The 22,787-nt window shown below is 48.7% G+C and carries 24 protein-coding genes; 9 read left to right on the forward strand and 15 right to left on the reverse strand.

Features of this window, described 5'->3' with window-relative positions:
- Positions 1-7: 7 nt before the first annotated feature.
- From Q8L79_RS11820 to cutA, 3 genes are read right to left on the reverse strand one after another with little or no spacing between them, the layout of a single operon-like run.
- Positions 8-523 carry a TlpA disulfide reductase family protein gene (locus tag Q8L79_RS11820; RefSeq protein WP_305271469.1) on the reverse strand — a complete coding sequence of 172 codons (516 nt, stop codon included), beginning with the start codon at positions 521-523 and terminating at the stop codon, positions 8-10.
- Positions 520-2,751: a protein-disulfide reductase DsbD gene (dsbD, locus tag Q8L79_RS11825; protein WP_305271472.1), complete on the reverse strand. Its 2,232-nt coding sequence runs from the start codon at positions 2,749-2,751 to the stop codon at positions 520-522. The genes Q8L79_RS11820 and dsbD overlap by 4 nt, the downstream gene beginning before the upstream one ends.
- Positions 2,733-3,059: a divalent-cation tolerance protein CutA gene (cutA, locus tag Q8L79_RS11830; protein WP_305271475.1), complete on the reverse strand. Its 327-nt coding sequence runs from the start codon at positions 3,057-3,059 to the stop codon at positions 2,733-2,735. Before cutA ends, dsbD begins: the two co-directional genes overlap by 19 nt.
- Positions 3,060-3,159: 100 nt before the next feature.
- Here cutA and Q8L79_RS11835 point away from each other — a divergent pair, with 100 nt between their 5' ends.
- Positions 3,160-3,597, forward strand: coding sequence for an FxsA family protein (locus tag Q8L79_RS11835; protein ID WP_305271478.1), 438 nt, complete (start codon positions 3,160-3,162; stop codon positions 3,595-3,597).
- Positions 3,598-3,664: 67 nt separating this feature from the next.
- On the opposite strand, the gene Q8L79_RS11840 is transcribed toward Q8L79_RS11835, so the two are convergent.
- Positions 3,665-3,925, reverse strand: a complete 261-nt coding sequence (locus Q8L79_RS11840; protein ID WP_305271483.1) for a DUF2892 domain-containing protein — start codon at positions 3,923-3,925, stop codon at positions 3,665-3,667.
- 138 nt (positions 3,926-4,063) lie between these two features.
- Here Q8L79_RS11840 and uvrD point away from each other — a divergent pair, with 138 nt between their 5' ends.
- The 8 genes from uvrD (at position 4,064) to Q8L79_RS11880 (ending at position 12,268) form a co-directional block, all read left to right on the forward strand.
- Positions 4,064-6,241: a DNA helicase II gene (uvrD, locus tag Q8L79_RS11845; protein WP_305271485.1), complete on the forward strand. Its 2,178-nt coding sequence runs from the start codon at positions 4,064-4,066 to the stop codon at positions 6,239-6,241.
- Between the two features lie 185 nt (positions 6,242-6,426).
- On the forward strand, positions 6,427-7,506 hold the full coding sequence (fbaA, locus tag Q8L79_RS11850) for a class II fructose-bisphosphate aldolase (protein WP_305271488.1): 1,080 nt from the start codon (positions 6,427-6,429) through the stop codon (positions 7,504-7,506).
- Between the two features lie 215 nt (positions 7,507-7,721).
- Entirely contained in the window at positions 7,722-8,429 is a 708-nt protein-coding gene (ubiG, locus tag Q8L79_RS11855) for a bifunctional 2-polyprenyl-6-hydroxyphenol methylase/3-demethylubiquinol 3-O-methyltransferase UbiG (RefSeq protein ID WP_305271627.1), read from the forward strand.
- A gap of 3 nt (positions 8,430-8,432) precedes the next feature.
- Positions 8,433-9,110, forward strand: coding sequence for an HAD family hydrolase (locus Q8L79_RS11860; RefSeq protein ID WP_305271490.1), 678 nt, complete (start codon positions 8,433-8,435; stop codon positions 9,108-9,110).
- A complete protein-coding gene (locus Q8L79_RS11865) occupies positions 9,101-9,829 on the forward strand; it encodes an SDR family NAD(P)-dependent oxidoreductase (protein WP_305271492.1) in 729 nt (242 codons plus the stop codon). Before Q8L79_RS11860 ends, Q8L79_RS11865 begins: the two co-directional genes overlap by 10 nt.
- Positions 9,830-9,839: 10 nt before the next feature.
- Positions 9,840-10,388 carry a putative Fe-S cluster assembly protein SufT gene (sufT, locus tag Q8L79_RS11870; protein WP_305271494.1) on the forward strand — a complete coding sequence of 183 codons (549 nt, stop codon included), beginning with the start codon at positions 9,840-9,842 and terminating at the stop codon, positions 10,386-10,388.
- Positions 10,389-10,486: 98 nt separating this feature from the next.
- A complete protein-coding gene (locus Q8L79_RS11875) occupies positions 10,487-11,155 on the forward strand; it encodes a flagellar brake protein (RefSeq protein WP_305271496.1) in 669 nt (222 codons plus the stop codon).
- 165 nt (positions 11,156-11,320) lie between these two features.
- Positions 11,321-12,268: a class I SAM-dependent methyltransferase gene (locus tag Q8L79_RS11880; RefSeq protein WP_305271499.1), complete on the forward strand. Its 948-nt coding sequence runs from the start codon at positions 11,321-11,323 to the stop codon at positions 12,266-12,268.
- Positions 12,269-12,307: 39 nt separating this feature from the next.
- Here Q8L79_RS11880 and Q8L79_RS11885 read toward each other — a convergent pair whose 3' ends face one another.
- The 11 genes from Q8L79_RS11885 to mltB all read right to left on the reverse strand — a co-directional run bounded on the left by Q8L79_RS11885 (position 12,308) and on the right by mltB (position 22,679).
- Positions 12,308-14,797, reverse strand: a complete 2,490-nt coding sequence (locus Q8L79_RS11885; protein ID WP_305271502.1) for a S8 family peptidase — start codon at positions 14,795-14,797, stop codon at positions 12,308-12,310.
- 15 nt (positions 14,798-14,812) lie between these two features.
- Complete coding sequence (locus Q8L79_RS11890) at positions 14,813-15,817, reverse strand: AAA family ATPase (RefSeq protein WP_305271507.1); 1,005 nt, start codon at positions 15,815-15,817, stop codon at positions 14,813-14,815.
- A gap of 291 nt (positions 15,818-16,108) precedes the next feature.
- A complete protein-coding gene (locus Q8L79_RS11895; protein ID WP_305271510.1) occupies positions 16,109-16,546 on the reverse strand; it encodes a DUF2442 domain-containing protein in 438 nt (145 codons plus the stop codon).
- Positions 16,518-16,769 (reverse strand): DUF4160 domain-containing protein, encoded by a 252-nt coding sequence (locus tag Q8L79_RS11900; protein WP_305271513.1) that lies wholly within the window; start codon positions 16,767-16,769, stop codon positions 16,518-16,520. The genes Q8L79_RS11895 and Q8L79_RS11900 overlap by 29 nt, the downstream gene beginning before the upstream one ends.
- Before the next feature lie 204 nt (positions 16,770-16,973).
- Complete coding sequence (lipA, locus tag Q8L79_RS11905; RefSeq protein ID WP_305271516.1) at positions 16,974-17,936, reverse strand: lipoyl synthase; 963 nt, start codon at positions 17,934-17,936, stop codon at positions 16,974-16,976.
- Positions 17,933-18,541 (reverse strand): lipoyl(octanoyl) transferase LipB, encoded by a 609-nt coding sequence (gene lipB / locus Q8L79_RS11910; protein WP_305271519.1) that lies wholly within the window; start codon positions 18,539-18,541, stop codon positions 17,933-17,935. Before lipB ends, lipA begins: the two co-directional genes overlap by 4 nt.
- 25 nt (positions 18,542-18,566) lie before the next feature.
- On the reverse strand, positions 18,567-18,830 hold the full coding sequence (locus tag Q8L79_RS11915) for a YbeD family protein (RefSeq protein ID WP_305271522.1): 264 nt from the start codon (positions 18,828-18,830) through the stop codon (positions 18,567-18,569).
- Positions 18,827-19,669: a D-amino acid aminotransferase gene (locus Q8L79_RS11920; RefSeq protein ID WP_305271524.1), complete on the reverse strand. Its 843-nt coding sequence runs from the start codon at positions 19,667-19,669 to the stop codon at positions 18,827-18,829. The genes Q8L79_RS11915 and Q8L79_RS11920 overlap by 4 nt, the downstream gene beginning before the upstream one ends.
- A complete protein-coding gene (locus Q8L79_RS11925) occupies positions 19,659-20,828 on the reverse strand; it encodes a D-alanyl-D-alanine carboxypeptidase family protein (protein ID WP_305271527.1) in 1,170 nt (389 codons plus the stop codon). Before Q8L79_RS11925 ends, Q8L79_RS11920 begins: the two co-directional genes overlap by 11 nt.
- 37 nt (positions 20,829-20,865) lie before the next feature.
- Entirely contained in the window at positions 20,866-21,660 is a 795-nt protein-coding gene (locus tag Q8L79_RS11930; protein ID WP_305271530.1) for a septal ring lytic transglycosylase RlpA family protein, read from the reverse strand.
- Positions 21,657-22,679 carry a lytic murein transglycosylase B gene (gene mltB, locus Q8L79_RS11935; protein WP_305271533.1) on the reverse strand — a complete coding sequence of 341 codons (1,023 nt, stop codon included), beginning with the start codon at positions 22,677-22,679 and terminating at the stop codon, positions 21,657-21,659. The genes Q8L79_RS11930 and mltB overlap by 4 nt, the downstream gene beginning before the upstream one ends.
- Positions 22,680-22,787: the final 108 nt, after the last annotated feature.

Here is a 22,787-nt window from a genome sequence, read left to right on the forward strand (position 1 = left end):
GTGATGTTTAGTTTAATAAGGGAGTAATAATTTCCGTTATTTGCTCTTTGGAAAACTCCCCCGGATGTCGACTTATGATTTGCCCTTGCCGGTCAACAATGAGGGTGTAGGGAACCGCATCGACGCTATTGCCCAGTTGATGAGCCAAGGCGATGCCATTATCGCTGCCCAATAGAATCGGATAATTGATGTTGGTTGCGGCGGCGTACTTGGCAACCGGCTCCCTGTCCTCCAAAGCGACGCCGATAAACTGTACGCCTTGGTCGGCATATTGTTCCTGCAAGGCGATAAAGCCGGGGATTTCTTTAAGACAGGGCGGGCACCATGTCGCCCAGAAATTGATCACTAATATTTTGTCCCGCCATTCGGAAATGTTGTGCTGATGGCCGGACAGGTCAGGCAGGTTGAACTCGGGTAAAGCGCTAATGCCGGTTTTCTCAGCAGATGGAAAAAGATGCCGGGTGGTTACGCCAAGAGCCAAGGCAATAATCGCGGTAATAATAATCAGGCCTGTCTGTTTCATGATGGGGTGCGCGGCAGCGATTTAATAAAGGTTTCGATATCCTGATAACCGATGACTCGGTTGGCGATTTTTTCCTGATGATCCAAACCGAAAAACAAAATGGCCGGAGGCCCGATCAGGTTGAATTTAGTCAACAGCGCCTTATCGTCATCCGAATTATTAGTGACATCAACTTGTAGCAGTACATAGCCTTTGAGCGCCTGTTTTACGCGCGGGTCTGCAAAGGTATAAGTTTCCATTTCCTTGCACGAGATGCACCAGTCGGCGTAAAAATCCAGCAGCACCGGTTGATGATTGGCGGCGGCCTGCTTGATTCGGGCTTCCAGCGTCGCTATTGAGGAGACTCGTTCAAAAACGATCCCCGGCTCTGCGGCTTGAGCAGTACTCAAGCCGAGTCCTTGCAGCGGCTTTAACGGATTGCTGTTGCCCAGGCTGAAACCAATCAATAATAACAGGCCGTAAGCCAGCATCATCAAGCCTAGGCCTTTCCACAGCTTGCGCCAACCGGAACTGTTTTCGGGCAGCGGATCGACGGCGCTGAGGTAAATGGCCGGAAATATCAGCAGCATCGCCCACAGCATCATGATCACGTTGCCCGGTAAAATCCGGCTGAGCATCCATACCGCAACTGCCAGCATAATCACGCCGAATACCGCTTTGGTGGAATTAAGCCAGTTTCCGGCCTTGGGTAACAGTTTTCCGGCGGAGGCACCCAGCAATAGTAACGGTACGCCCATGCCCAGGCCCAACGCAAATAAGGCGCTGCCGCCTAACACCGCGTCGCCGGTCTGGCCGATATAAATCAGCGCACCCGCCAGCGGCGCGGCGACACAGGGGCCGACGATCAGTGAGGATAACGAGCCCATGATAGCGGCGCCCCAAAGCGAACCGTCGCGGTGTATTTCGCTGGAATTATGCAGCTTGACCTGTAACGATTTGGGCAGTTCCAGATGATAAAAGCCGAACATGGACAAGGACAGCAGCACAAAAATAGCGCTGAACAGGCCGATAATCCAAGGCTGCTGAAAAGTGGTTTGCAAGTTGCTGCCGAACAACGCGGCAAGTATGCCGAACACCGTGTAGGTCAGTGCTGAGGCGACGACATAACTGAGCGACAGTAAAAAGGCTCGGGTGGTGGTGATCCGGTTGCCATGTCCGACGATAATGCCCGATAAAATCGGAATCATCGGAAAAATGCACGGGGTCAGCGATAACAACAAGCCGAACCCGAAAAAGCTGAGCAAGGTTATCGGCAAGCTGTCCTTGCGCAAGGACTGCACGATTTGATCCTGTTCGGAAAGTTCCTGCGCGGCTCGTTGCTGTGCTATTGGCAAGGCCAGGTCGATTTTTTTGCTCATCGGCGGATAGCAAACGCCGCGGTCGGCGCAACCCTGGTATTTGGCCAGCAGGGTAATGGTTTGCGCTGCTTGGCTGGAACGGATAAGAGGCAGGTCAAAGTCGAGTTCGTTGTGGAACGTCTCAACCTGACCAAAGGCTTCATCCTGTTTAGGCGTACCTCTGGGAATGTCATAAGTCCCAAGCTTTACGCCGTCGGCGTTAATCAATTCAAATTGAACTTTTTCCCGGTAAAGGTAATAACCGTCTGCAATATGCCAGTTAACATGCAGGGAATGATCATCTTTGACCGACGCAAAAAACTCGAAAGCCTGATCCGGCGGCAGCAGTTCATAACGGGCCAATCCGCTCCTGGCGGATTGGTCATCTTCAAACAAGTTAAGTTTTAAGCTTTGAGCGCCTTTTATCAGTTGCTTGACCGGGTCGACGTTGACAACAGGCGTGGGTAGCTTGAGATCGAAAGTGGTTTTCTGAGGCGGATAGCAAATACCCTGATCGGCACAGCCTTGATATTGCACCGACAGTTGCAGGGACGATGCGCCGTTTTCAATGGTTAAGCCAACCGGGATGTTCAGGGCGTTGCGGTAAATAACCACATCGCCAAAGTTGTCGTCATGCTTGGTTTGGCCGGTCGGAAAACCGGGTTCGCCTAACCGGATTTGCCCGGTTTTGGACTCAAAATGCATTTTATTGCGGTAAAGATAATAACCTTCGGCTATATCCCAGGAAATTTCAATCCGATCGGCAGCAAGCGCTTTTGCCGAAACCTTAAAGGCCTGGTTAGGCGGCAGAACTTCGTCAGCGCCCAGCGCAAAGGCTGATTGGCTGACAAGCGACAGGAAGCAGAGAACAATTATTTTAAAGAGTGGCATGAATCTATCCAATTCAGGTATTCAGGTAAGCCCCGCTCAATGGGGATGGCAATTATTTCAGGCAGTTCGTAAGGATGATGATTGCGCAGGGTGGTTTCAATAGCCTGATAGCGATCTTTATGCGCCTTGATCAGCAGTAGATGTTCTTGGGCAGATTCAATTTGTTCCTTCCATGTGTAAATAGAGGTCATGCCGGGTAAAATATTTACACAGGCGGCCTCGTTATTTGCGACCAGCAGTCGGGCAATTTTTTCCGCCGTGTCTTTATCAGGGCAAGTGCAGAAGATTATTTGATGGTTAGCAGGCATGTTACAGGTCATAAAAACTGGAGCGTCAGATATTATCCTAGAAATTAACCGGAATTGCCCTTATATTGTAATAACGATGATTACAATAAGAGTACTTTAGATGAAAATTTTTCAAACACTATTTCTGGTCGTTCTGATTATTCCTTTTGCAGAAATTTATTTGTTGATACAGGTGGGAGCAATTATCGGTGCATTTCCGACCATTTTGCTGGTGGTGTTTACTGCGATGCTGGGCGCTTGGCTATTGAAACAGCAAGGCTTTGCAACATTTCAGCGGTTTCAGGAGAGTTTGGCGCAAGGAGTGATTCCCGCTTATGAAATGGTAGAAGGGCCTCTTATTCTGGTAGGGGGAGCTTTATTGCTAACACCGGGTTTTATTACGGATATAATTGGCTTTGCCTGTTTAATTCCACAATTACGCAGAAAAATTGCTCAATATGTGATTGAACATTATCTTGTACAGGCTGGAGCGCACTTTCAGCAGGCAAAAGCGGCTGAAAATAATGTGTTGGAAGGTGAATTTCGTAAAGAAGAGTAGGAAGATGAGAAATTTAAGACAAAAGGCACAAGACTAAATTCCGGTTTTTGTCTTGTGCCTTTGTAGCTTAGCTTTCTGTAGAATCGCTTTCTGTGGAGCTGCCTTCAGTTGTTTCGCAGGTATTTTTGTTAAGCCCTGAATAGACCGGGCACCAACCTGAATAACCTGTTGCAACAAGAACCAAGCCCACCAATAACAAAAGAACCTCACCGCCAGGAACGAAAAGAGAAATAACCAGAAGTGCCGATCCCGCATATAGACGGTATTTCTTTTCCTTCTCGCCAACATTGTGTTCAAATTTAAGCATACGTTTAAAATCAAAATTCATCTTAAAATCCTCTGTGTGTAGTTATTATTATCTTTAAACAAAGCAACGGTTCAGTTCGTCATTATTGAACCTCATGCAATATACACAGCTCCGAAAAATGTGCAAGCGAAAAAATATCAACAGTAGGTGCCTTAGGCAATGGATGTAACTTCAATAATCGATCCCCTCAATGATGACCAGCGTCAGGCAGTTACCGCACCTTCCCAAGCCATGCTGGTTTTGGCGGGAGCGGGTAGCGGCAAGACCCGTGTTTTAGTACATCGCATCGCCTGGCAGATTCAGGTGCTGGGCGTGTCGGCGCATAGTATTCTGGCGGTCACTTTTACCAATAAAGCGGCCAAGGAAATGCGCGGCAGGATTGAGGATTTGCTCAACATGTCCGCACAATCCATGTGGATAGGCACTTTTCACGGCGTAGCGCACCGGTTATTAAGGCGACATGCCAAGCAAGCCAAATTGCCGGAAACTTTTCAGGTGATGGATTCCGGCGACCAGCTGCGGCTGATCAAGCGCCTGTTAAGTACGCTTAATCTCGATGCCGACAAGTGGCCTCCGCGCCAAGTGCAGTGGTATATCAATGCGCAAAAAGACGAGGGCATCAGGGCGCGGCATATGATGGAGACCGGCGATCCTTACCAGCGGCAAATGCTGATTATATATAAGGCGTATGAGGAACTGTGCGATCGCTCCGGTTTGGTGGACTTTGCCGAGCTGCTGCTGCGGGCGCATGAATTGCTGCGCGATAATCCCGATGTGCTGGATTTTTATCAGCAGCGTTTCAGGCAGGTCCATGTCGATGAGTTTCAGGATACCAACACCATACAATATGCCTGGTTGCGGTTGTTGACCGAGGGTAAGGATAATATCTTCGTGGTGGGCGATGACGATCAGTCCATCTACGGCTGGCGCGGCGCGAAAATCGAGAATATCTACAGCTTTCAAAAGCATTACCCGAATCATCAAGTCATCAAGCTGGAACAAAATTACCGCTCGACCGGCAATATCCTGAAAGCCGCCAACAAAGTGATCAGCGTTAATGACGGTCGCATGGGCAAAGAGCTATGGACCGATGCCGGTGATGGCGATTTGATTTCTCTGTACGCGGCATTTAACGAACAGGATGAAGCCCATTTTGTGGTCGAGCGCATCAGGGCTTGGGTCAATGAGGGCGGACTGCGCAAGGATACCGCCATTCTGTATCGATCCAACGCCCAGTCCCGGCAGTTTGAAGAAAGATTGATGACCACCGGCACACCCTACCGGGTTTACGGCGGGTTGCGCTTTTTTGAGCGGGTGGAAATTAAAAACGCGCTGGCTTATTTGCGGCTGATGTCCAACCGCGATGACGATGCTTCGTTTGAACGGGTGATCAACACCCCGACGCGCGGCATAGGCGCCAAAACCATCGACGACATTCGGAGCATTGCCAGAGATCAAAGCCTTTCGTTATGGGCGGCAGCGATCGTGCTGATTAATCAGCGCACCCTGTCGGCAAGGGCGACTAATGCGCTGATAGGTTTTTTGGAGTTGATTAAGCGGTTTGACGGGCAGGCGGAAGGCTTGGAGCTTTTTGAAAAGGTCAAACTGGTGGTCGAAAAAAGCGGCCTGATCGAGCTGTATCAAAAGGACAAGGCGGACAAAGGCGAAGAAAAAGTAGAAAACCTGGAAGAGCTGGTCAATGCGGCGCGGCTTTTTGACACCACCACCATCGGCGATCTGGAAGATCAAGAAAATCTGGGCGAGCTGGATATGTTTCTGACGCATGCGACACTGGAATCCGGTGAGCTGCAAGGCGACGACTTCGAGGATTGTGTGCAGCTGATGACCCTGCATTCCGCCAAAGGGCTGGAGTTTAAGCAGGTGTTTCTGGTCGGCATGGAAGAAGGCTTGTTTCCGTCGCAGCAGTCTGTTGACGATGTCGGGCGGCTGGAAGAGGAACGCAGGCTTTGCTATGTCGGCATTACCCGCGCCATGCGGCAGTTGTATCTGACCTATGCCGAATCCCGGCGTTTATACGGCCGGGAAACTTATCCCAAGCCGTCACGGTTTCTGCGCGAGATTCCGGCGGAACATATCCAGGAAGTCAGGATGCGCGCCACCGTGACGCGTCCGGTGACCTCGGTAAAACCGAAGGCGCAGCTGTTGCAAACAGAGGGGAAATACAAGCTGGGGCAACGCGTCAGTCATGCCAAGTTCGGTGAAGGCGTGGTGTTGCAGATGGAAGGCGACGGTGCGCAGGAAAGAGTGCAGATCAACTTCAAGCAAGTAGGCCTCAAGTGGCTGATACTGGCTTATGCGCAATTGGATGTACTGTAGGAGGGGCTTTAGCCCCGAATAATGGGCAATTGTCACTGGGTCACCATATTGGCAAGTAGCCTATTATATGAACACACTTTATAATAGCCGGCAGACCGCATTGGGCTGTGGGTATTTGTACCCGCAACCGCAATGACTCTCGGCTTGATTATTCTCAACGTAACAGATTGAAACAGGAACCCTTAATGTCACAGAAAATTTTAGATATAGTAAAACCCGGTGTTGTAACTGGCGATGACGTACAAAAAATCTTTGCGATTTGCAAAGAAAACCATTTTGCATTGCCTGCGGTAAATGTCATTAACACTGATTCGATTAATGCAGCGTTGGAAGCGGCCGCGAAAGTAAAATCGGCTGTCGTAATCCAGTTTTCCAATGGCGGCGCAGCATTTGTTGCCGGTAAAGGCCTTAAAGCAGAAGGCCAGCAAGCCGCTATTTTGGGTGCAATTTCCGGCGCTCAACACGTACACGCAATGGCTGAAGCTTATGGCGTACCGGTCATTTTGCACACTGACCATGCAGCTAAAAAACTATTGCCTTGGATTGACGGCTTGTTAGATGCAGGCGAAAAACATTTTGCAGCAACCGGCAAGCCATTATTCAGTTCGCATATGCTCGATTTATCTGAAGAAAGCCTGCAAGAAAACATCGAAATCTGCGGTCAATATCTGGCGCGCATGACCAAAATGGGCATGACCCTGGAAATCGAATTAGGTTGCACCGGCGGCGAAGAAGACGGCGTTGACAACAGTGATATGGATCATTCCATGCTGTACACTCAGCCAGAAGATGTAGCCTATGCTTATGACGAGTTAAGTAAAATAAGCCATCGTTTCACGATTGCGGCTTCATTCGGTAACGTTCACGGTGTTTATAAGCCGGGTAACGTTAAATTGACGCCCAGCATTTTGGCTAACTCACAAAAATACGTTTCTGAAAAATTCGGCGTTCCAACCAACACTCTGAATTTTGTATTCCACGGCGGTTCAGGTTCAACACCTGAAGAAATCAAGGAATCGATTAGCTACGGCGTTATCAAGATGAACATCGATACCGACACCCAATGGGCAACTTGGGAAGGTATCATGAACTACTACAAACAAAACGAAGGTTATTTGCAAGGTCAAATCGGCAACCCTGACGGTGACGACAAACCAAACAAGAAATACTACGATCCACGCGTCTGGCAACGTGCCGGTGAAGTCGGCATGGCGACTCGTTTGGAACAAGCTTTTCAGGAATTGAATGCAGTTAATACCCTGTAAATTGATGGGTTAAATAGAAGGCCGATGCGGTTGCATCGGCCTTTTTTTTGTCCGGCAGACAACAAACACCTAAAATAAAAAATTAATGAGGTGTCGTTATGATGGATGTGTCTTACTCAAATCAGGTATTATAAAAACTGTTTGCGTAGAACAACATATGACGAATAACCTAGTAATATAGTACACTATATCAACCTCAAATTATGGTTAGCATGATGACAGCAACAGACAATGTACACCCGCACGAAATCCATAAATTCGGCTCGATGGCGGAACGCTGGTGGGATACTCAGGGCGAATTCAAAACCCTACATGATATTAACCCGCTACGACTCCAGTTTATCCAGCGTTATGCGGATATTGCAGGTAAACGCATCGTTGATGTCGGTTGCGGCGGGGGTATTTTAACCGAAGGCCTGGCTAAACACGGCGCTGATGCGTTGGGTATTGATCTTAGCGAAGACCTGATTGATATTGCCGACCTGCACGGGCTTGAGTCCGGTATTAACGCGCATTATCAAAAAATCAGCGCCGAAGCCTTGGCCGAACAGCAGCCGGAAAATTTTGATCATGTGACCTGCATGGAAATGCTCGAGCATGTGCCTGATCCCGGCTCGATCATCTCCGCTTGCGCCAGAATGGTTAAACCCGGCGGCATGGTGTTTTTTTCGACGCTCAACCGTAAACCCAAGGCGTATTTATTGGCCATCTTTGCAGCGGAGTATGTCCTGAAAATGTTACCCAAAGGTACTCATGATTTTAAAACCTTCATCAAGCCGTCGGAGTTGTGTCAGTCGGCGCGTGCGGCAGGTCTTGAGTTGCAGGGCATGGTAGGCATTGAATACAATCCGTTCACCAAACATTTCAGCCTTGGCAAAGACATTGACGTCAATTACATCGCTGCCTTTAAGCGTTCCGCGTAAGACATGTCTGCCGATTTCAAATTATCCTGCGTATTATTCGACCTTGACGGTACTCTGGTGGATACCGCGCCGGATTTGATTTCATGCCTGAACCGCGCGCTAAACATCCACGGCTTTGATACCGTTGCAGCTGAAATTATCAAACCGTTTATATCATATGGCGCGGCGGCAATGATCAAAGCCAGCCAACCTGAACTTGACGATCAATCAAAGACCGATATTCTGGAAACCATGCTGACTCATTATCAGAATAATATTGCCGAACACACGGTTTTTTTCGCGGGTATGGTCGATACGCTGGCTGCGATTGAAGCGCAAGGACTGAAGTGGGGCGTGGTTACCAATAAGCGGGAGCGTTTCACCAACCCGTTGATGGCGGCGTTAAAGCTGACCGACCGCGCCGCCTGCATCGTCAGCGGGGATACTACCGCCAACCCCAAACCCCATCCGGAACCGATGCTGCTAGCCTGCAAACAGGCGGAGGTCGATCCGCAGGAATGCGTCTATATCGGCGATGCCCTGCATGACATTACTGCCGGGAAAAATGCGCAGATGAAAACACTGGCTGCGCTTTACGGTTACATTAAACCCGGAGATACTCCGGAAACCTGGGGCGCTGATGCATTAATCGAGTCGCCCGATCAAATATCAACCTGGATAGCCTCCCTACCATGCCGTTAACAAATCAAGTCATCTTAATTACCGGTGCCGGCGGAGGTCTTGGCAGCACTGCTGCTCTGGCGCTGGCCAAACACGGTGCGCACATCATTTTACTGGATAAAAACATCGCCAAACTGGAAGCGGTTTACGATGCGATTCTGACAATCAAGGCGCCTGAGCCGATCATTTATCCGTTTGACTTGGCCGGTGCCAATGAAAACGAGTATGAGGAATTGGCCGACAAGATTGGTGAAAATTACGGTTCGCTGCAAGGCATTTTGCATTCAGCGGTAGAGTTCAGCGCCTTTTCCCCAATCGCCACGCACAAAACCAAAGATTGGGGGCATACTTTAAACGTCAACCTGAATGCGCCTTTTTTACTGTGCAGGGTTTTATTACCGGTACTGCAAAAGAGCGAACATGCGTCTATCGTATTCACGTCCGATTCTTCCGCCAGAAAAGCGCCCGCCTATGCAGGCGCGTACGGCGTTTCAAAAATAGCCTTGGAAGGCTTGGCAAACATACTGGCCGATGAACATGAAGCCTTCGGCAAAATCCGGGTCAATACCCTGATACCGGGGCCGGTAGACTCCCCGTTAAGAAAACGGGCCTATCCGGCGGAAGATAAAAGCAGACTGCCATCAATGCAATCATTGGCTCCCATTTATCTGTATTTATTCGGCTCAGAAAGTATAGGCGTAACCGGCCAGGCTATCGATGCCCGAACCTTCTATCTATAACTGAACTATTATGGCTGAAAGAGAAGACGTTGTTTTAACCCGAGATGTCAATATTGTTACTATCCCTGACGGCAATACCGGAACTTTAAGTCAAGGCCAGATAGTCACCATTCATCAGGCGCTCGGCGACAACTATACCGTGGTCACCGAACACGGTCACATGGTGCGTATTGCCGGAGCGGATGCCGATGCTTTGGGCAAGGAACCGAATCAACTGCATACGCTGGTATCGGAAACCGATGCGGCGGCGGTTGAAAAAAACTGCTGGGAAGTGATGAAGACGGTTTACGATCCGGAAATCCCGGTCAATATCGTTGATCTTGGGCTGGTTTATCAGTGCAAAGTAACCCCGGTAGATGAAGGCCTGAATGATGTCCATGTCATCATGACCCTGACCGCCCCAGGCTGCGGAATGGGGCCTGTTATCCAGAGCGACGTGGAAAAATGCATCCGCGCATTGCCCGGAGTTGCCGGCGTTAATGTCGAAGTGGTGCTTGATCCGCCCTGGTCGAGAGAAATGATGTCGGAAGTGGCCCAGTTACAATTGGGCTTGTATTGAAGTTGTCGTGTGTAGATTCTATGCTTGGTAGTCAGTAGGGTAGAGAGTATCCTTTCTAGTTGTGTTGTTTATTTGTATAATCAAAAGCGCATTAGAATTTGGATGAAAACAAGATGATTATTTTTAAGGATATTAATCTGCAAGTCGGAGCACGCTTGCAAATGGCGATGCAAAATGGCTCCAAGCAATTAATTTATTATACAGAGCTCATCGGCTACGTAGATAAAGAGTACTTGATAATAAAGACACCTGTTGAGAATGGGCTTTCCATTCAAATTCAGCTAGGTGAGCAGGTTACCCTGCGGATATTGTCAGGAGTGGATGTGTTTACGTTGACTTGTAATGTAAAAACCATCTTCAGAGCCCCGCACCATTATATGCATCTAAGCTTTCCCACGGATATTAAATCCGTCACATTACGCGGTGCTATCAGAGCCAAAGTGAATCTGCCGGTGCAGATCAACGGCATAGCTCAAGCCGGTGTCATTGCCGATATCAGTGTCACAGGCGCCGCAATAATTACCGATAGTGCACTGGGTGAGCTTAATGAAGAAGCTTTAATTTCTTTCGACTTTCCTATAAAACCGACCAATCAGAGCGCGCATATAGATACCAGCGTGACGATTCGAAGTATTCAGCAGTTGCCCAGCAAAAAGAAAGATGCGCTACCAAAGTTCTCGCATGGGGTACTGTTTCATGAGCTTGGGCTTACCAATCAGGTGATGTTGTTAAACCTTGTCTATGAATCGATGAATAGATTGATCTAGCGGCGTGAGCAAGCTGCTGCGCTAAGTTTATTGGCGGGCTTATGTTGCCTTGAGGCAGGTCAATTCAATATCGATTCGATGCTACAATACGGCGGACGCGTCAACATTCAAGATCGTGCAAGTTTAGTGCAAAAGATTTTGATGTCTTATAAATGAAATATTGATATGTCTGCCAATGAAAATGGCGATTGCATGAACGAAGAAACACAAACCGGAATAATTCCACGCGAATATGGCCAGCCCTGGCCTGATTACGAGCTGCTTGATGCAGGCGACGGCAAGAAGCTTGAACGCTGGGGAACGGTCATTACTATTCGTCCGGAAATCCAAGCCAATTTCAAACCGGGATGGTCTTATGCCCAATGGCAAGACAGGGCGCATTGGGAATTTGAAGAACAATCCTCAACACAAGGCAGCTGGCTTAACATCAAGCCGCATGCGCCAGAACAATGGCTTATTTCCTACGGAAACTTCAATTTCGGCTTAAAGCTGACCAAATTCAAGCATGTGGGATTATTCCCCGAACAACAGGCAAACTGGCATTTTATTAAAGAACGGGTTAGTGCCGGGCAAAAGGTCTTGAATTTATTTGCCTACACCGGCGCTGCATCGCTGGTTGCCCGCGGCAGTGGAGCGGAAGTGACGCATGTGGATTCGGTCAGGCAAATGATCACCTGGGCCAACGAGAATATGGAACGCACGACTGCAGAGATGCAGGAGGTAGAGCAATGCATGGAGCAATTGCCGAGTCATCTTTCCGGTATTAAATGGGTGCTTGAGGATGCGTTAAAATTTGCTCAACGCGAATTGAAACGGGGCAAACAATACGACGGCATCATCATGGACCCACCCGCCTGGGGATTAGGCGCTAAAGGCGAAAAATGGAAATTGGAAAATCACCTGTCCGGCTTGATAGAAACAGCGTACGGGCTGATGAATCCGGGGGCGTTTTTAATTCTTAACACTTACTCACCCAAAGTAGAGCTGGCAGATTTGGCAGCATCTGCCGGGCAGTATTTTTCTGCAAATCAACTGGAAATAAAACAACTATGGATGCGGACAAAAACCGGCAAGGAGCTGTATTGCGGCAATTTGTTGCGGGCGGTCAAGTAAGGCGATTTAGAATGCGCGCTGCTGGCCTAAACCTTATTTCTACGTGGCAATCGCGACCAAGCTTTCGATAGCGTTATATAAATCAATATCTGTCTTGGGTGTGCGAATAGAAACAGTAAGGGCATAGCGCGCTTTTTTGTCGTAACGTCCCTCTTTCTTGCGGGTTTTCCACCAACCTGTCACCGGATATACGGCGAGAACGCCCCGCTCGGCAAGTGCTGCCGCTGTCCCTGTCCACGTGTCGGAATGCAGTGAGCCAAGATGGCGCAAGGCTGTCCCCAACTGCCAATTATAGTCGGAGCCACCGCCGGAATAGCTTCCATCTTCCGCATCGCGTACCCGTTGGTTAATGCGGGCACGAAAATTATCATTTTTTTCCTCAGGACGTTTAACATCAAAACGTAAACCATGGGATTCATAACGATAGCGTCCGCCCGCGCCTCGTTCAACAATACCGGGACTAGGTTCGATAAAATAAGAAAGTGTCACACGCATCTCAACTGGGGTTTCTCCTAAATTCATTAAGGCTTCTTGAGGCCAAGGTAGGGAATGCAGATGCATTTCACGCAATTTTGGCTCTCCCTTATCGTCTTCTCGTACAAACGGCTGAAGTTCGTCTTGGACGATTAGGGTTAACGAGTTGGACGCGCTCCATAAGGCGCGCTCCAGGTTGGGTACACCAAAGCCGCAATGACGAATCAAGTGTTGATAATCTCCGCTTCGCTCACGTACGTCCAAAAAATCGGCCTTCATTTGCTCGGTCCATTCTGCCGAATGCACAATCAAAGCTCGCACCGTTTCCGGCCAGAGATTAGGATACTGGGCCATGAGTTGCGCGGCCATGCGTGAACACAAAGCTGTGGCAGCACTGGTTGCATTAGTTGTAGTCAGTAAACGTTCAGTAAGTTCGTGATGCGTTGTCAGCAAGTTGAGACTGTGTATAGTCACTGGCCCTAACGCACTTTTTGCCACATTTCCGCCTTCAAAAACCACATCCGGTTTTAAAGGCCAATGTTTTTGCCAAGTCCTTGATGTTGTGCTGAAAGGGCTTAATCCACCGAAAGGAGCAACAGCTGAATAGCCTTGGGTGTCCGCTTCAGTGATGTTAGTTTTTTCGGTGTAAGCCCCAACTGTAAGAATATTCCAAGCTTGCCCTGGATCGTGAATGCTGTCAGTACTGTTGCTGAATGGATAGCCGCCCCAAGCATTAATATCGTCAATATTGCCGCCGGATACAATAATCAAACGAGGTATAAGTCCTTCACCATCCACATCGCAAGCTAGACGATCTAGCGTCGCAGACCAAGCGGAAGGTTTGCCTTGATCTCTATTGTCCTTGGCAGTGATTGCCATACTGAAAACTCGTTGACGATACGGTGCCGAGACTTCTGGTCGAGCGACCGCTTCCAATGTCAAATTGCCGTGATGGCGGCCGATATTTCCACCGTTGTGAGGTAAAATTTTCACGGATTCAAGACGGTGGGTCAGTACGACTGGATTAGAGCTTGCCAAGCTATGAGTCAGGTCACCCCAGACCGCTAAACCGGCCATTTCCGTACCATGACCGGCTTGATCAGCGACACCCCAGGCAGGTTCATTGGTATGCAGGTCGTCGACGTTCAAACTTTGTGCAAGTAATGGATGCCCAATATTAACGCCGGTATCGAGTATGCAGATATGGGGTACATTTTCCAAAGGCCATTGCGTCCGTTCGAGCAATTCATCGACCCACTCCCGTTGCTCTGTTGGGTTCAGTGTGTCGAAAAATTCAGCGGTTTCTTTTGCGCGTTTGAGTTCAGCGACACTGTTGAGTAGCATCATGGACTGTTGAATCTGCTCTTGTGTGCCATACATGAGCAATACACTGCGTTCGGGAAAATGCAGCTCGTCGGCAGAAAGTCCAAAACCGATTTGCTCGGCAACAGAGCGAAAGCGATGGATAGTTGACATCCTGTCTTTAAGAATAGGAAGCCATACTTCCCACCAAATTGGTTCCTGTTCCGTAGCAGGTAAGGCCGATGGATCGTCTGTCCATAACTCGTTGAAAGCGGCGTTGCGGATTTCACTGATGGTATTTATTAGTGGTTTATTGTCTAGTGCCTGCCCCTTGTTGCCTTTACGTTCCGCAATGTAATCCTGAATTTTTCGTTCGAACACATCCAGCTTACCATCTGGCACAAATACAGTGGCATAGGTGTGGTGGTCATCGCGCCGGACATTTAACAGTTCGATTCCAGCGCGGGCATTAGAGAGGCTTTGTATAGCCAACTCCACATCAGGCAGACTTGAGAATTGGATTTGCAAGCCAAGGCCGGATGTTATTCCTGCTTGCTGTTGTTGATGTTTGGCTTCATTAGCGATAGATTTAAGGCTGGATAGCTGACCAAGCAATGTTTGTCCATGAGTGGCACGATCCAATTCGGGGAGTTTTTTGTCTCCGCCCCCTTTCGTTATCGGAGTGTAAGGCTCGGTTTGTGATGTATTGGAAAGAACAAAATGATATCGGCGGGAGGTTCGACTTTCATCCATAAGGTCACTAGAGAATTAAGTTTCAGGTGTAAAAATTTTGCGTTGCTTCATGATTTGCCTCTCTCTCAACATCTTTTTCAAGTCAGCAGAAGTCAGAGTGTTCCTGTCATGGATAACCGCATCCTTAATCGCATCTTGAACTGCGCGAGTCAACTCAGCATGGCTCAAGCCTTCGGCGATTTCGGCTAGGCTGGCCCATACTGGTTTAACGATTTTGAAACCGGACAGTTTGAATTTCAAAACCTCAATGATCTGCGTACGGTTTGGCAAACCGTATTCGATGACATCGTCAAAACGCCGGAACAACGCATAATCAAGTGCTTGCGGATGGTTCGTGGCGGCAATAATGACACTGTTTGACTCGTCTCGTTCAAGCATTTGCAGAAAACTATTGAGAACTCGACGAATTTCTCCTACATCGTTAACAAAGCCGCGTTGCGCACCGATAGCATCAAACTCATCAAAGAAATAAACACCGCGCACTGAGGCGATGCTATCGAAAACCTGCCGCAGTTTGGCGGCAGTTTCGCCCATAAACTTAGTGATCAACGCATCCAACCGAACCACAAACAATGGAATACCTAATTCTCCAGCCAACACCGAGGCAGTGAGTGTCTTGCCAGTACCAGGGGGGCCGACCAAGAGAATTTTGCGGCGCGGAGACAGACCATGAGCTTGAATTTTGGCAAAATGCCGTTGTTCCTTGATAATCCGCTGCAAATGTTCCTCAGTAGTTATGTCCAACACAATTTCAGCCAGGCGTGCTTTCGGATAAGAAGCGTCAAGCAGTGTGGTCATTTCTCCACGCGGCTGGATGATTGGGGTTGGCCGTTTTTCGATGGAAACAGTAGAGCGGTGTACCTTGCCGGCGTCGATCATTGAGCGCAAATCTTCCGCCAGCTTGCCGTGACCCAGTTTAGCCTCATGCGCAGCCACTTGCATTGCGACAGCGTAAAAATGACCATCGTCACCGTCGATATGCGATTTGAGTAAGGCTTTGAGTTGGTCCGCGCTAGCCATGGTTGTGGGGTGACTCTGTGTTTTAGAAAGAAAAGAAAAGTATATCAGTATGTCCTATGATAATGATAAAAGATTACTGGATTCGTCAATGACTTATAAATTCAACGAAGTCCAGTAGGGCACGCATCTGGCAGTTTGGAGGGTTATGGTTGGGAAATGGCACTCGATGCGTACCAACACAACTAAACGGTCGAACGATCAGCCGTATTGATCGGGCATGTAGCTTATGACCAATATGGCGACGGATTTTTGTTTTGCCCGATACATCTCAAACATCCCTATTAAGCCCCCTTAACGATTCTCAACTTCCCAGCCCTTGCAGGCCAGGGCAATGTGGTGCGGGACGGGGCGGGCACCGGTTCCGTAGGCGCTCATGGTGCGTGTGGTCATGCCCAATGCTTGGGCTGCACCGGCTAACGACAGCCCGTTATGCAGCCGCCAGGCGATGAATGTGCGGGTGTCTTCATCGGTGGCCGCTTGAAGCAGCGCTTCCAACCACAAGGTATCGGCTCCTATTTGAATGTCAAAATCCGGCCATTCGATCGTCCAACCTATGCTGTTTGCGAGCTGAACCTTGGCAAAGGCGGCCGGGTCGCGCAAAGGCGTGAGGCTCGGTTTGGCGAAAATAGCTTCACCCTTATCCACGGTCATTATGCAGCCGTTAATAAAGGTCATTTTTAGCTGATAGTTCGGTAAAGGTTCAACCGCTGCCAGGCGGGGTCGTTTCATTGATGCCACTATTCCATTCCTCAATCAATTCATCACGGTTTTCCGTAACCCACTCCATTACCTCTTTGCGCAATCCGCGCGGGAAGGTACCGGTGCAGTTCAGGGTCTCCAGGTTAATAAATACATCAAAATTGCCTCCAACCAAGTGCGCATGCATCGGCGGAGAATCGTCTTCTCTTATCTCAAGTCGGTATTTGTTGCGAAAGCGATGTTTCGTAGCCATATTGCAATGGTATGGAATAATTTGAATAAGTCAACCGCCTTGTTGCGAGAACAGGATGATTAAAAGCCCGGCCTATCCTTTGAATGTATAGGAGCTCATATAACGCGTCATCCCGGCAGGAGATGCCGGGATGACGCGTAGCTTAGAATTGCTGGTCAGTAGAAAGTGCCGAATTTATAAGCGTGATGAGAATAGCGATGTATGTCAGTCGAGCATTACGCCCTTAGCCTGAAGGTCAGCATGGTATGACGATCTGACCATCGGTGCGCTGGCGACTTGCTTAAACCCTAGGGCCTTGGCAACTGCGCCGTATTCGTCGAATTGTTTGGGTGTGATGTAGCTTTCAACCGGCAAATGAGCTTTGCTGGGTTGCAGGTATTGGCCTATGGTCAGCATTGAGCAGCCGTGGGCCAATAAATCTTTCATGACCTGATGAACTTCGTGCGGCTGTTCGCCTACACCAAGCATTAAACCGGATTTGGTGGGGACTTGCGGCTGGGCTTGGTGGTATTGCTGAAGTAAATTCAGCGAGCCTTGGTAGTCGGAACCGGGGCGGACTTGTTTGTACAGTCTGGGGACGGTTTCCAAGTTGTGATTGAATACGTCGCAGGGTTCTTCGGCTAATATGGCTACGGCTTTTTCGATGCGTCCGCGAAAGTCGGGCACCAGGATTTCTATTTTGGTAGTGGGGGTTTGCAGGCGGATTTTTCTGATGCATTCGGCAAAATGTCCCGCTCCGCCGTCTCTTAAATCATCACGGTCCACTGAGGTAATGACGACGTACTTCAAGGCCATTACCTGTATCGCATCGGCCAGATGCTGGGGTTCGTCTTTGTCCAGCGCCAGCGGTTTGCCATGCGCGACATCGCAAAAAGGGCAGCGACGTGTACACAAATCGCCCATGATCATGAACGTGGCAGTGCCGTGCTGGAAACACTCGCTCAGATTGGGGCAGGCGGCTTCTTCGCAAACGGTATGCAGGTTGTTTTCGCGTAACAACTGCTTGATGCGGACGACTTCGTCGCTGGCCGATATTTTTATGCGTATCCACTCGGGTTTGCGTAAAGTCGTTTCCGCCGGCTCCACCTTGATCGGGATTTTTGCCAGCTTTTCGGTGTTGCGCTGGTGGGAGTCGGGAGTGGAGCGGGAGGGTGCTTGATAAGTCATTTTTGTAATGCCGTCATGATAGCTTGGGTAACAGGAATGGAGAGTTCAGCATTGCTGACAGTCACGCCCAGATCGGCCAGTTGGGTAACTTCAAGTCCTGAATAACCGCAGGTATTGATGTGGTCGAAAGGGCGCAAATCCATATGATTGTTAATACTCAGGCCATGATAACTGCAATTTCTTTTAATGCGTAGGCCGATGGAACCGATTTTTTTGTTATCTACGTAAACGCCGGGGGCATCGGCTCTGGCTATGGCGATAATGCCGTATTGTGCCAAGGCAAAGATCATGGCTTGTTCCAGCGTTGTGACCAGTTGGCGGACGCCGAGATTCAGCCGTTTAATATCGATCAGGGTATAAATAATCAGCTGGCCGGGGCCGTGATAGGTAACCTGTCCGCCCCGGTCGGAATTAATGACGGGTATGGCGCCGGTATCCAGCAGATGCTCACGCTTGCCGTTTAAGCCCAGCGTATAAACGGGAGGATGTTCGGTGAGCCAGATTTCATCGGCGGTTTCTGCATCGCGATTTTGGGTGAATCGCTGCATGTCTTGCCAAGTGGATTCATAGGGCTGGATGCCCAGATTGCGGATAGTTATCGGCATGAGGCGACGTTGCGCTGCAACGATTCTACAAAGCCATCAAGACATAAGGATGGTCGGTTAAATCCTGATAAATGGCATCCAGTTGCTGCTTGCTGGAGGCCTCTATTATAACGGTTACGGCGATGTAATTGCCGTCTTTGCTGGGGCGAGTCGTTACCGCGCCTTCGTGAATGTCGGGGACATGGCGACGCACGATTTCTATAACCAGCAGGTCGAGTTCCAGATCGGCTTTACCCATTGCCTTGATTGGGAATCGGCAGGGGAATTCTAATAGGGTTTCTTCACTCATGGTCGGGATTGCTTGTAAGCCTGGAATAATTGATTCATGGTTCGCCATATGGGGCCGGGTTTGCCGTTTGCAATGGTTTCATCATCAAGCTGAACAACCGGTACGATTTCGCGCGTAGAGCTGGTTAACCAGATTTCGCTGGCTGTTTTTAAGGCATCCAATGCAATGATGTCTTCACTGTAGGGAATGTCGTTTTCCCTGGCGATGTCCAGAATGACGTTGCGGGTTATGCCCGGCAATATTTCATGGCCTATGGGCGGCGTAATCAGGATGCCGTCAATGACGGCAAATATGTTACTTGCTGCGCCTTCGGTTACATAGCCGTCTTTAACCAGGATGGCTTCCGCACACCCTTTTTCTACAGCCTGTTGTCTGAGCAGAATATTGGCCAACAGCGTGGTGGCCTTAACGTTGCACAGTTCCCAGCGGCTGTCATCAACGCTGATGGCTTTTACTCCGGAATCCAGGTTTTCAAATGGCACGATGTTTGAGCACATCGCGAACACGGTAGGCGTAACGTTTTCCGGAAAAGCATGGTCTCTTTTGGAGGCGACGCCACGGGTAATTTGCAGGTAAATATATTGATCCAGATTTTTATCCAGCAATGGCGTCAGGATTTCCAACCATTGCGCCCGGTCATGCGGATTAGTCAGGCGAATCGAGGACAGGCTGTTTTCCAGCCGTTCCATGTGTTCCTGAAAGTGAAACAATGAGCCCGAGTAAGAGGGGATTACTTCATAAATCCCGTCGCCAAACAAAAAGCCGCGATCCATAACCGATATTTTGGCATCGCAAAGCGGCAGATACTGCCCATTTAAATAGACAGCTTTATTGTGCATCCGACTTCTCCAACATCATCATTGCACTGTCATAGATACGTTGAATAATGTTGCCTTGCTCTACCGATTTAAGAGCTATCAGGTCTTTGTTGGCGACCACTTCATCTTTAAGCGTGACGTTGACAGTGCCCAGCTTTGTGCCTTCTTTAACAGGCGCGGTAATTTTTTTATCAATGGTGATAACGGCTTTCAGGTCAGCGTAATGGCCACGGGGAATCGTGGCATAAAGATCTTCCGCCAAGCCAAGTTGCAGGTTTTTAGTGTCGCCTTTCCAAACTCTTGCTTCGGACAGAGACGTTTTTCCTTGATACAGTTTGTGCGCCTCAAAAAAACGAAAACCATAATTGAGCAGGTTTTGATTTTCATTCGCTCTGGCGTTAGGGCTGCTGGCGCCCATCACCACGGAAATCAGGCGCATGTCGTTTCTTAACGCAGAGGCAACCAGGCAATAGCCGGCGGCATCGGTAAATCCGGTTTTAACGCCATCCACGGTCTCATCACGAGAAAGCAGCTGATTGCGATTATGCTGAACGATGTTGTTGAAGGTGAATTCTTTTTGTGAAAACCAACGGTAGTAGTCGGGAAATTCTTTGATTAAAGCTCTGGTGAGTATCGACAGATCTCGTGCGGTGGTGTAATGATTGTCGATGGGTAGCCCGTTGCTATCCTGAAAGTGGCTGTTTTTCATGCCCAGACGCTCGGCATGTTGATTCATCATGTCGGCAAAAGTGGTTTCATTGCCGGCGATATGTTCAGCCAAAGCAACGCTGGCATCGTTACCGGATTGAATGATGATTCCCAATAACAGGTCTTCAACCTTAACCTGCTTGCCGACTTCGACAAACATGCGCGAGCCGGGCGTTTCCCAGGCTTTTTGGCTGATGGTGACCAGGTCGTCTAAATGTAAGTGACCATTGCTGATTTCCCTGAACACCACATAAACAGACATGATCTTGGTGAGACTGGCGGGGGCAAGCTTAACATCGGCATTGTTTTCTGCCAGTACTTTGCCGGTGTCATGGTTCATCAATATATAGCCGCTGGCAGCAATGGTAGGTGCTGCCGGGGTTGTGATTTCGGTGCCTTCTGCGTTTGCCGTGGTCGTGGCAATCAACAAGCTAAAAAATAATAAAACGGGGATATTTTTAAAAAGGATCATTGCTCTCTAATGGTGTTGGGCTCAGTAAAACATATGTTTATTGTATCATGGCGATTTGTTTTTGATCTGCCTCAGTAACAAATTGGGTCGCTGTTATACCCAGCTTTGCCAGCTGTATATTCAGTTTGTGGACACTTTCCGATGATTTGATAGGCCCCATTTGGACCTTGTAGAGAGTAGAGCCTTTGTGTGTTGAGGGTAATATTTCAGGCTGAGGTAATTGATGGGCGGAAATTTTATTTTGCAATTTCTGCGCCTTCTTTTTGTTGCCGAAGGTGCCTACTTGCAAATAGACGCTTTTTTCTTGTTGCTCAGCGGCATTTTGCAGTTGCGCTAAAGCCTGATCGGGCGCTATCGCCTTGATTTCAACGGCCCCTGTTCCCGCCTGTTCAAGATCCAGTTTCTGGGCGGCAGCGTAAGACAAATCCATAACGCGATTGCCATGATAAGGGCCCCTGTCATTGATACGAACAATAACGCTACGCTGATTTTCCAGGTTGGTGACGCGAGCGTAAGATGAAATAGGCAGTGTTTTGTGAGCGGCGGTCATGGCGTACATGTCGTATATTTCGCCGGATGCGGTTTTTTTGCCGTGGAAATCGGAGCCGTACCAGGAGGCTACACCCTGTTTCAGGTAGCGGGCGATACGGGGTAGTAGATTTTCTTCGTCGGCGGTGTTGGTAGTATCTGAACTACCAACATTCAATCTTGAATGATGTCTGGAGGGGGCAGTTGTAACGGGTGTTTGGCTTGAGATGTCGCTGGTTTTGATTTGTTCGGCGGTACAACTGCATAAAACAAAAATTAGGAATATCGGTATGATCTTATTCATGGGAATGAGCCTTTTTTATTTAAAATAGATAGGCTTAACTGATAAACGGCCATGGCATATAAAGGACTGTGGTTGTAGCGGGTAATGACATAAAAATTGTCTAATGCCGCCCAGAGTTCTTCGCCTTGTTGCTGCTGTTCAAAGCTAAGCAGTTTCACTTTACTGTCTAAAGGTAATTGCCTCGATGTAATTAAGTTGAGCGATTCTAACTTAGCAACACTTAAATTCGGCTTAAGGTCATTATTGAGAACTGCTTCATAGTTTTTGTATTTAGCTGTAACGGGAACAGCAATGGCTTGACCGGTTTGCCAATGATGTTTCGCGAAATAATTGCCGATACTGGCTATGACATCGCTGTTGTTGTGCCAGATGTCGCGGCGATTATCGTTATCGAAATCAACGGCATAAGCTCTGAAACTGCTGGGCATGAATTGCGGCATGCCCATGGCGCCGGCATAAGAGCCTATTGGATCGGCCGGGTTAATGCGTTCGTCGCGGCAGAGCAGCAGGAAGTTTTCAAGTTCACCGAGAAAGAATTTGCTGCGCGGTGGATAGGCAAAAGCCAGTGTAGACAGGGCATCGATTACGCGATGGTTGCCGGTATTTTTTCCGAACAGCGTTTCAACGCCAATAATGGCGACAATGATTTCAGCCGGAACGCCATATTGTTTTTCCGCAGCGGCGAGCGTCACTGCATTGTCCCGCCAGAATTGTACGCCGGCGTCGATGCGCGCTTCGGTCAGAAATATTTTGCGGTATTTATACCAGGGCAAGCCTTCCGAGGGTGAGGCGATTCTTTTGAGTATGTCTGGCTTAATCTCGACTGTCTCAAACAAATCATCAAGTTCCGATTCATCGAACTGGTGTTTGGCTGCCATTTGTTCGATAAAGGTATGAACTGATTCGGTGTCTTTTATGTTGCCGGTACAAGAGGCGAGTAAAAGGCACAAGGCGAATGGCGAAAGGCGAAGGACGCGGGGGATGCTTCTGAGCCGGTATATAAGGTTGTATTTGTGCATCTTTTTAGCCTTGTGTTTGAGCTTGTGTGGGATTCACAAGTGAGACAGAAATGTTAAGGTATCAATCGAAGACGCAAAGGCCCACAATTTTTTAGCCTTTAGCCTGCT

Origin of the sequence: Methylobacter sp., from assembly GCF_030680395.1 — a bacterium.
In the GTDB taxonomy this organism is placed as follows: Bacteria; Pseudomonadota; Gammaproteobacteria; order Methylococcales; family Methylomonadaceae; genus Methylobacter_A.

Coding starts and splice junctions, on each gene's coding strand:
- Q8L79_RS11900 (WP_305271513.1), bottom strand. CDS start 16,769: ATGGCTACGAAACATCGCTTTCGCAACAAATACCGACTTGAGATAAGA.
- Q8L79_RS11840 (WP_305271483.1), bottom strand. CDS start 3,925: ATGAATTTTGATTTTAAACGTATGCTTAAATTTGAACACAATGTTGGC.
- Q8L79_RS11885 (WP_305271502.1), bottom strand. CDS start 14,797: ATGGATGAAAGTCGAACCTCCCGCCGATATCATTTTGTTCTTTCCAAT.
- ubiG (WP_305271627.1), top strand. CDS start 7,722: ATGACAGCAACAGACAATGTACACCCGCACGAAATCCATAAATTCGGC.
- uvrD (WP_305271485.1), top strand. CDS start 4,064: ATGGATGTAACTTCAATAATCGATCCCCTCAATGATGACCAGCGTCAG.
- fbaA (WP_305271488.1), top strand. CDS start 6,427: ATGTCACAGAAAATTTTAGATATAGTAAAACCCGGTGTTGTAACTGGC.
- Q8L79_RS11915 (WP_305271522.1), bottom strand. CDS start 18,830: ATGAGTGAAGAAACCCTATTAGAATTCCCCTGCCGATTCCCAATCAAG.
- Q8L79_RS11890 (WP_305271507.1), bottom strand. CDS start 15,817: ATGGCTAGCGCGGACCAACTCAAAGCCTTACTCAAATCGCATATCGAC.
- Q8L79_RS11920 (WP_305271524.1), bottom strand. CDS start 19,669: ATGCACAATAAAGCTGTCTATTTAAATGGGCAGTATCTGCCGCTTTGC.
- dsbD (WP_305271472.1), bottom strand. CDS start 2,751: ATGCCACTCTTTAAAATAATTGTTCTCTGCTTCCTGTCGCTTGTCAGC.
- cutA (WP_305271475.1), bottom strand. CDS start 3,059: ATGCCTGCTAACCATCAAATAATCTTCTGCACTTGCCCTGATAAAGAC.
- Q8L79_RS11860 (WP_305271490.1), top strand. CDS start 8,433: ATGTCTGCCGATTTCAAATTATCCTGCGTATTATTCGACCTTGACGGT.
- Q8L79_RS11820 (WP_305271469.1), bottom strand. CDS start 523: ATGAAACAGACAGGCCTGATTATTATTACCGCGATTATTGCCTTGGCT.
- Q8L79_RS11895 (WP_305271510.1), bottom strand. CDS start 16,546: ATGAAACGACCCCGCCTGGCAGCGGTTGAACCTTTACCGAACTATCAG.
- Q8L79_RS11925 (WP_305271527.1), bottom strand. CDS start 20,828: ATGATCCTTTTTAAAAATATCCCCGTTTTATTATTTTTTAGCTTGTTG.
- Q8L79_RS11835 (WP_305271478.1), top strand. CDS start 3,160: ATGAAAATTTTTCAAACACTATTTCTGGTCGTTCTGATTATTCCTTTT.
- Q8L79_RS11865 (WP_305271492.1), top strand. CDS start 9,101: ATGCCGTTAACAAATCAAGTCATCTTAATTACCGGTGCCGGCGGAGGT.
- lipA (WP_305271516.1), bottom strand. CDS start 17,936: ATGACTTATCAAGCACCCTCCCGCTCCACTCCCGACTCCCACCAGCGC.
- mltB (WP_305271533.1), bottom strand. CDS start 22,679: ATGCACAAATACAACCTTATATACCGGCTCAGAAGCATCCCCCGCGTC.
- lipB (WP_305271519.1), bottom strand. CDS start 18,541: ATGCCGATAACTATCCGCAATCTGGGCATCCAGCCCTATGAATCCACT.
- Q8L79_RS11880 (WP_305271499.1), top strand. CDS start 11,321: ATGTCTGCCAATGAAAATGGCGATTGCATGAACGAAGAAACACAAACC.
- Q8L79_RS11930 (WP_305271530.1), bottom strand. CDS start 21,660: ATGAATAAGATCATACCGATATTCCTAATTTTTGTTTTATGCAGTTGT.
- sufT (WP_305271494.1), top strand. CDS start 9,840: ATGGCTGAAAGAGAAGACGTTGTTTTAACCCGAGATGTCAATATTGTT.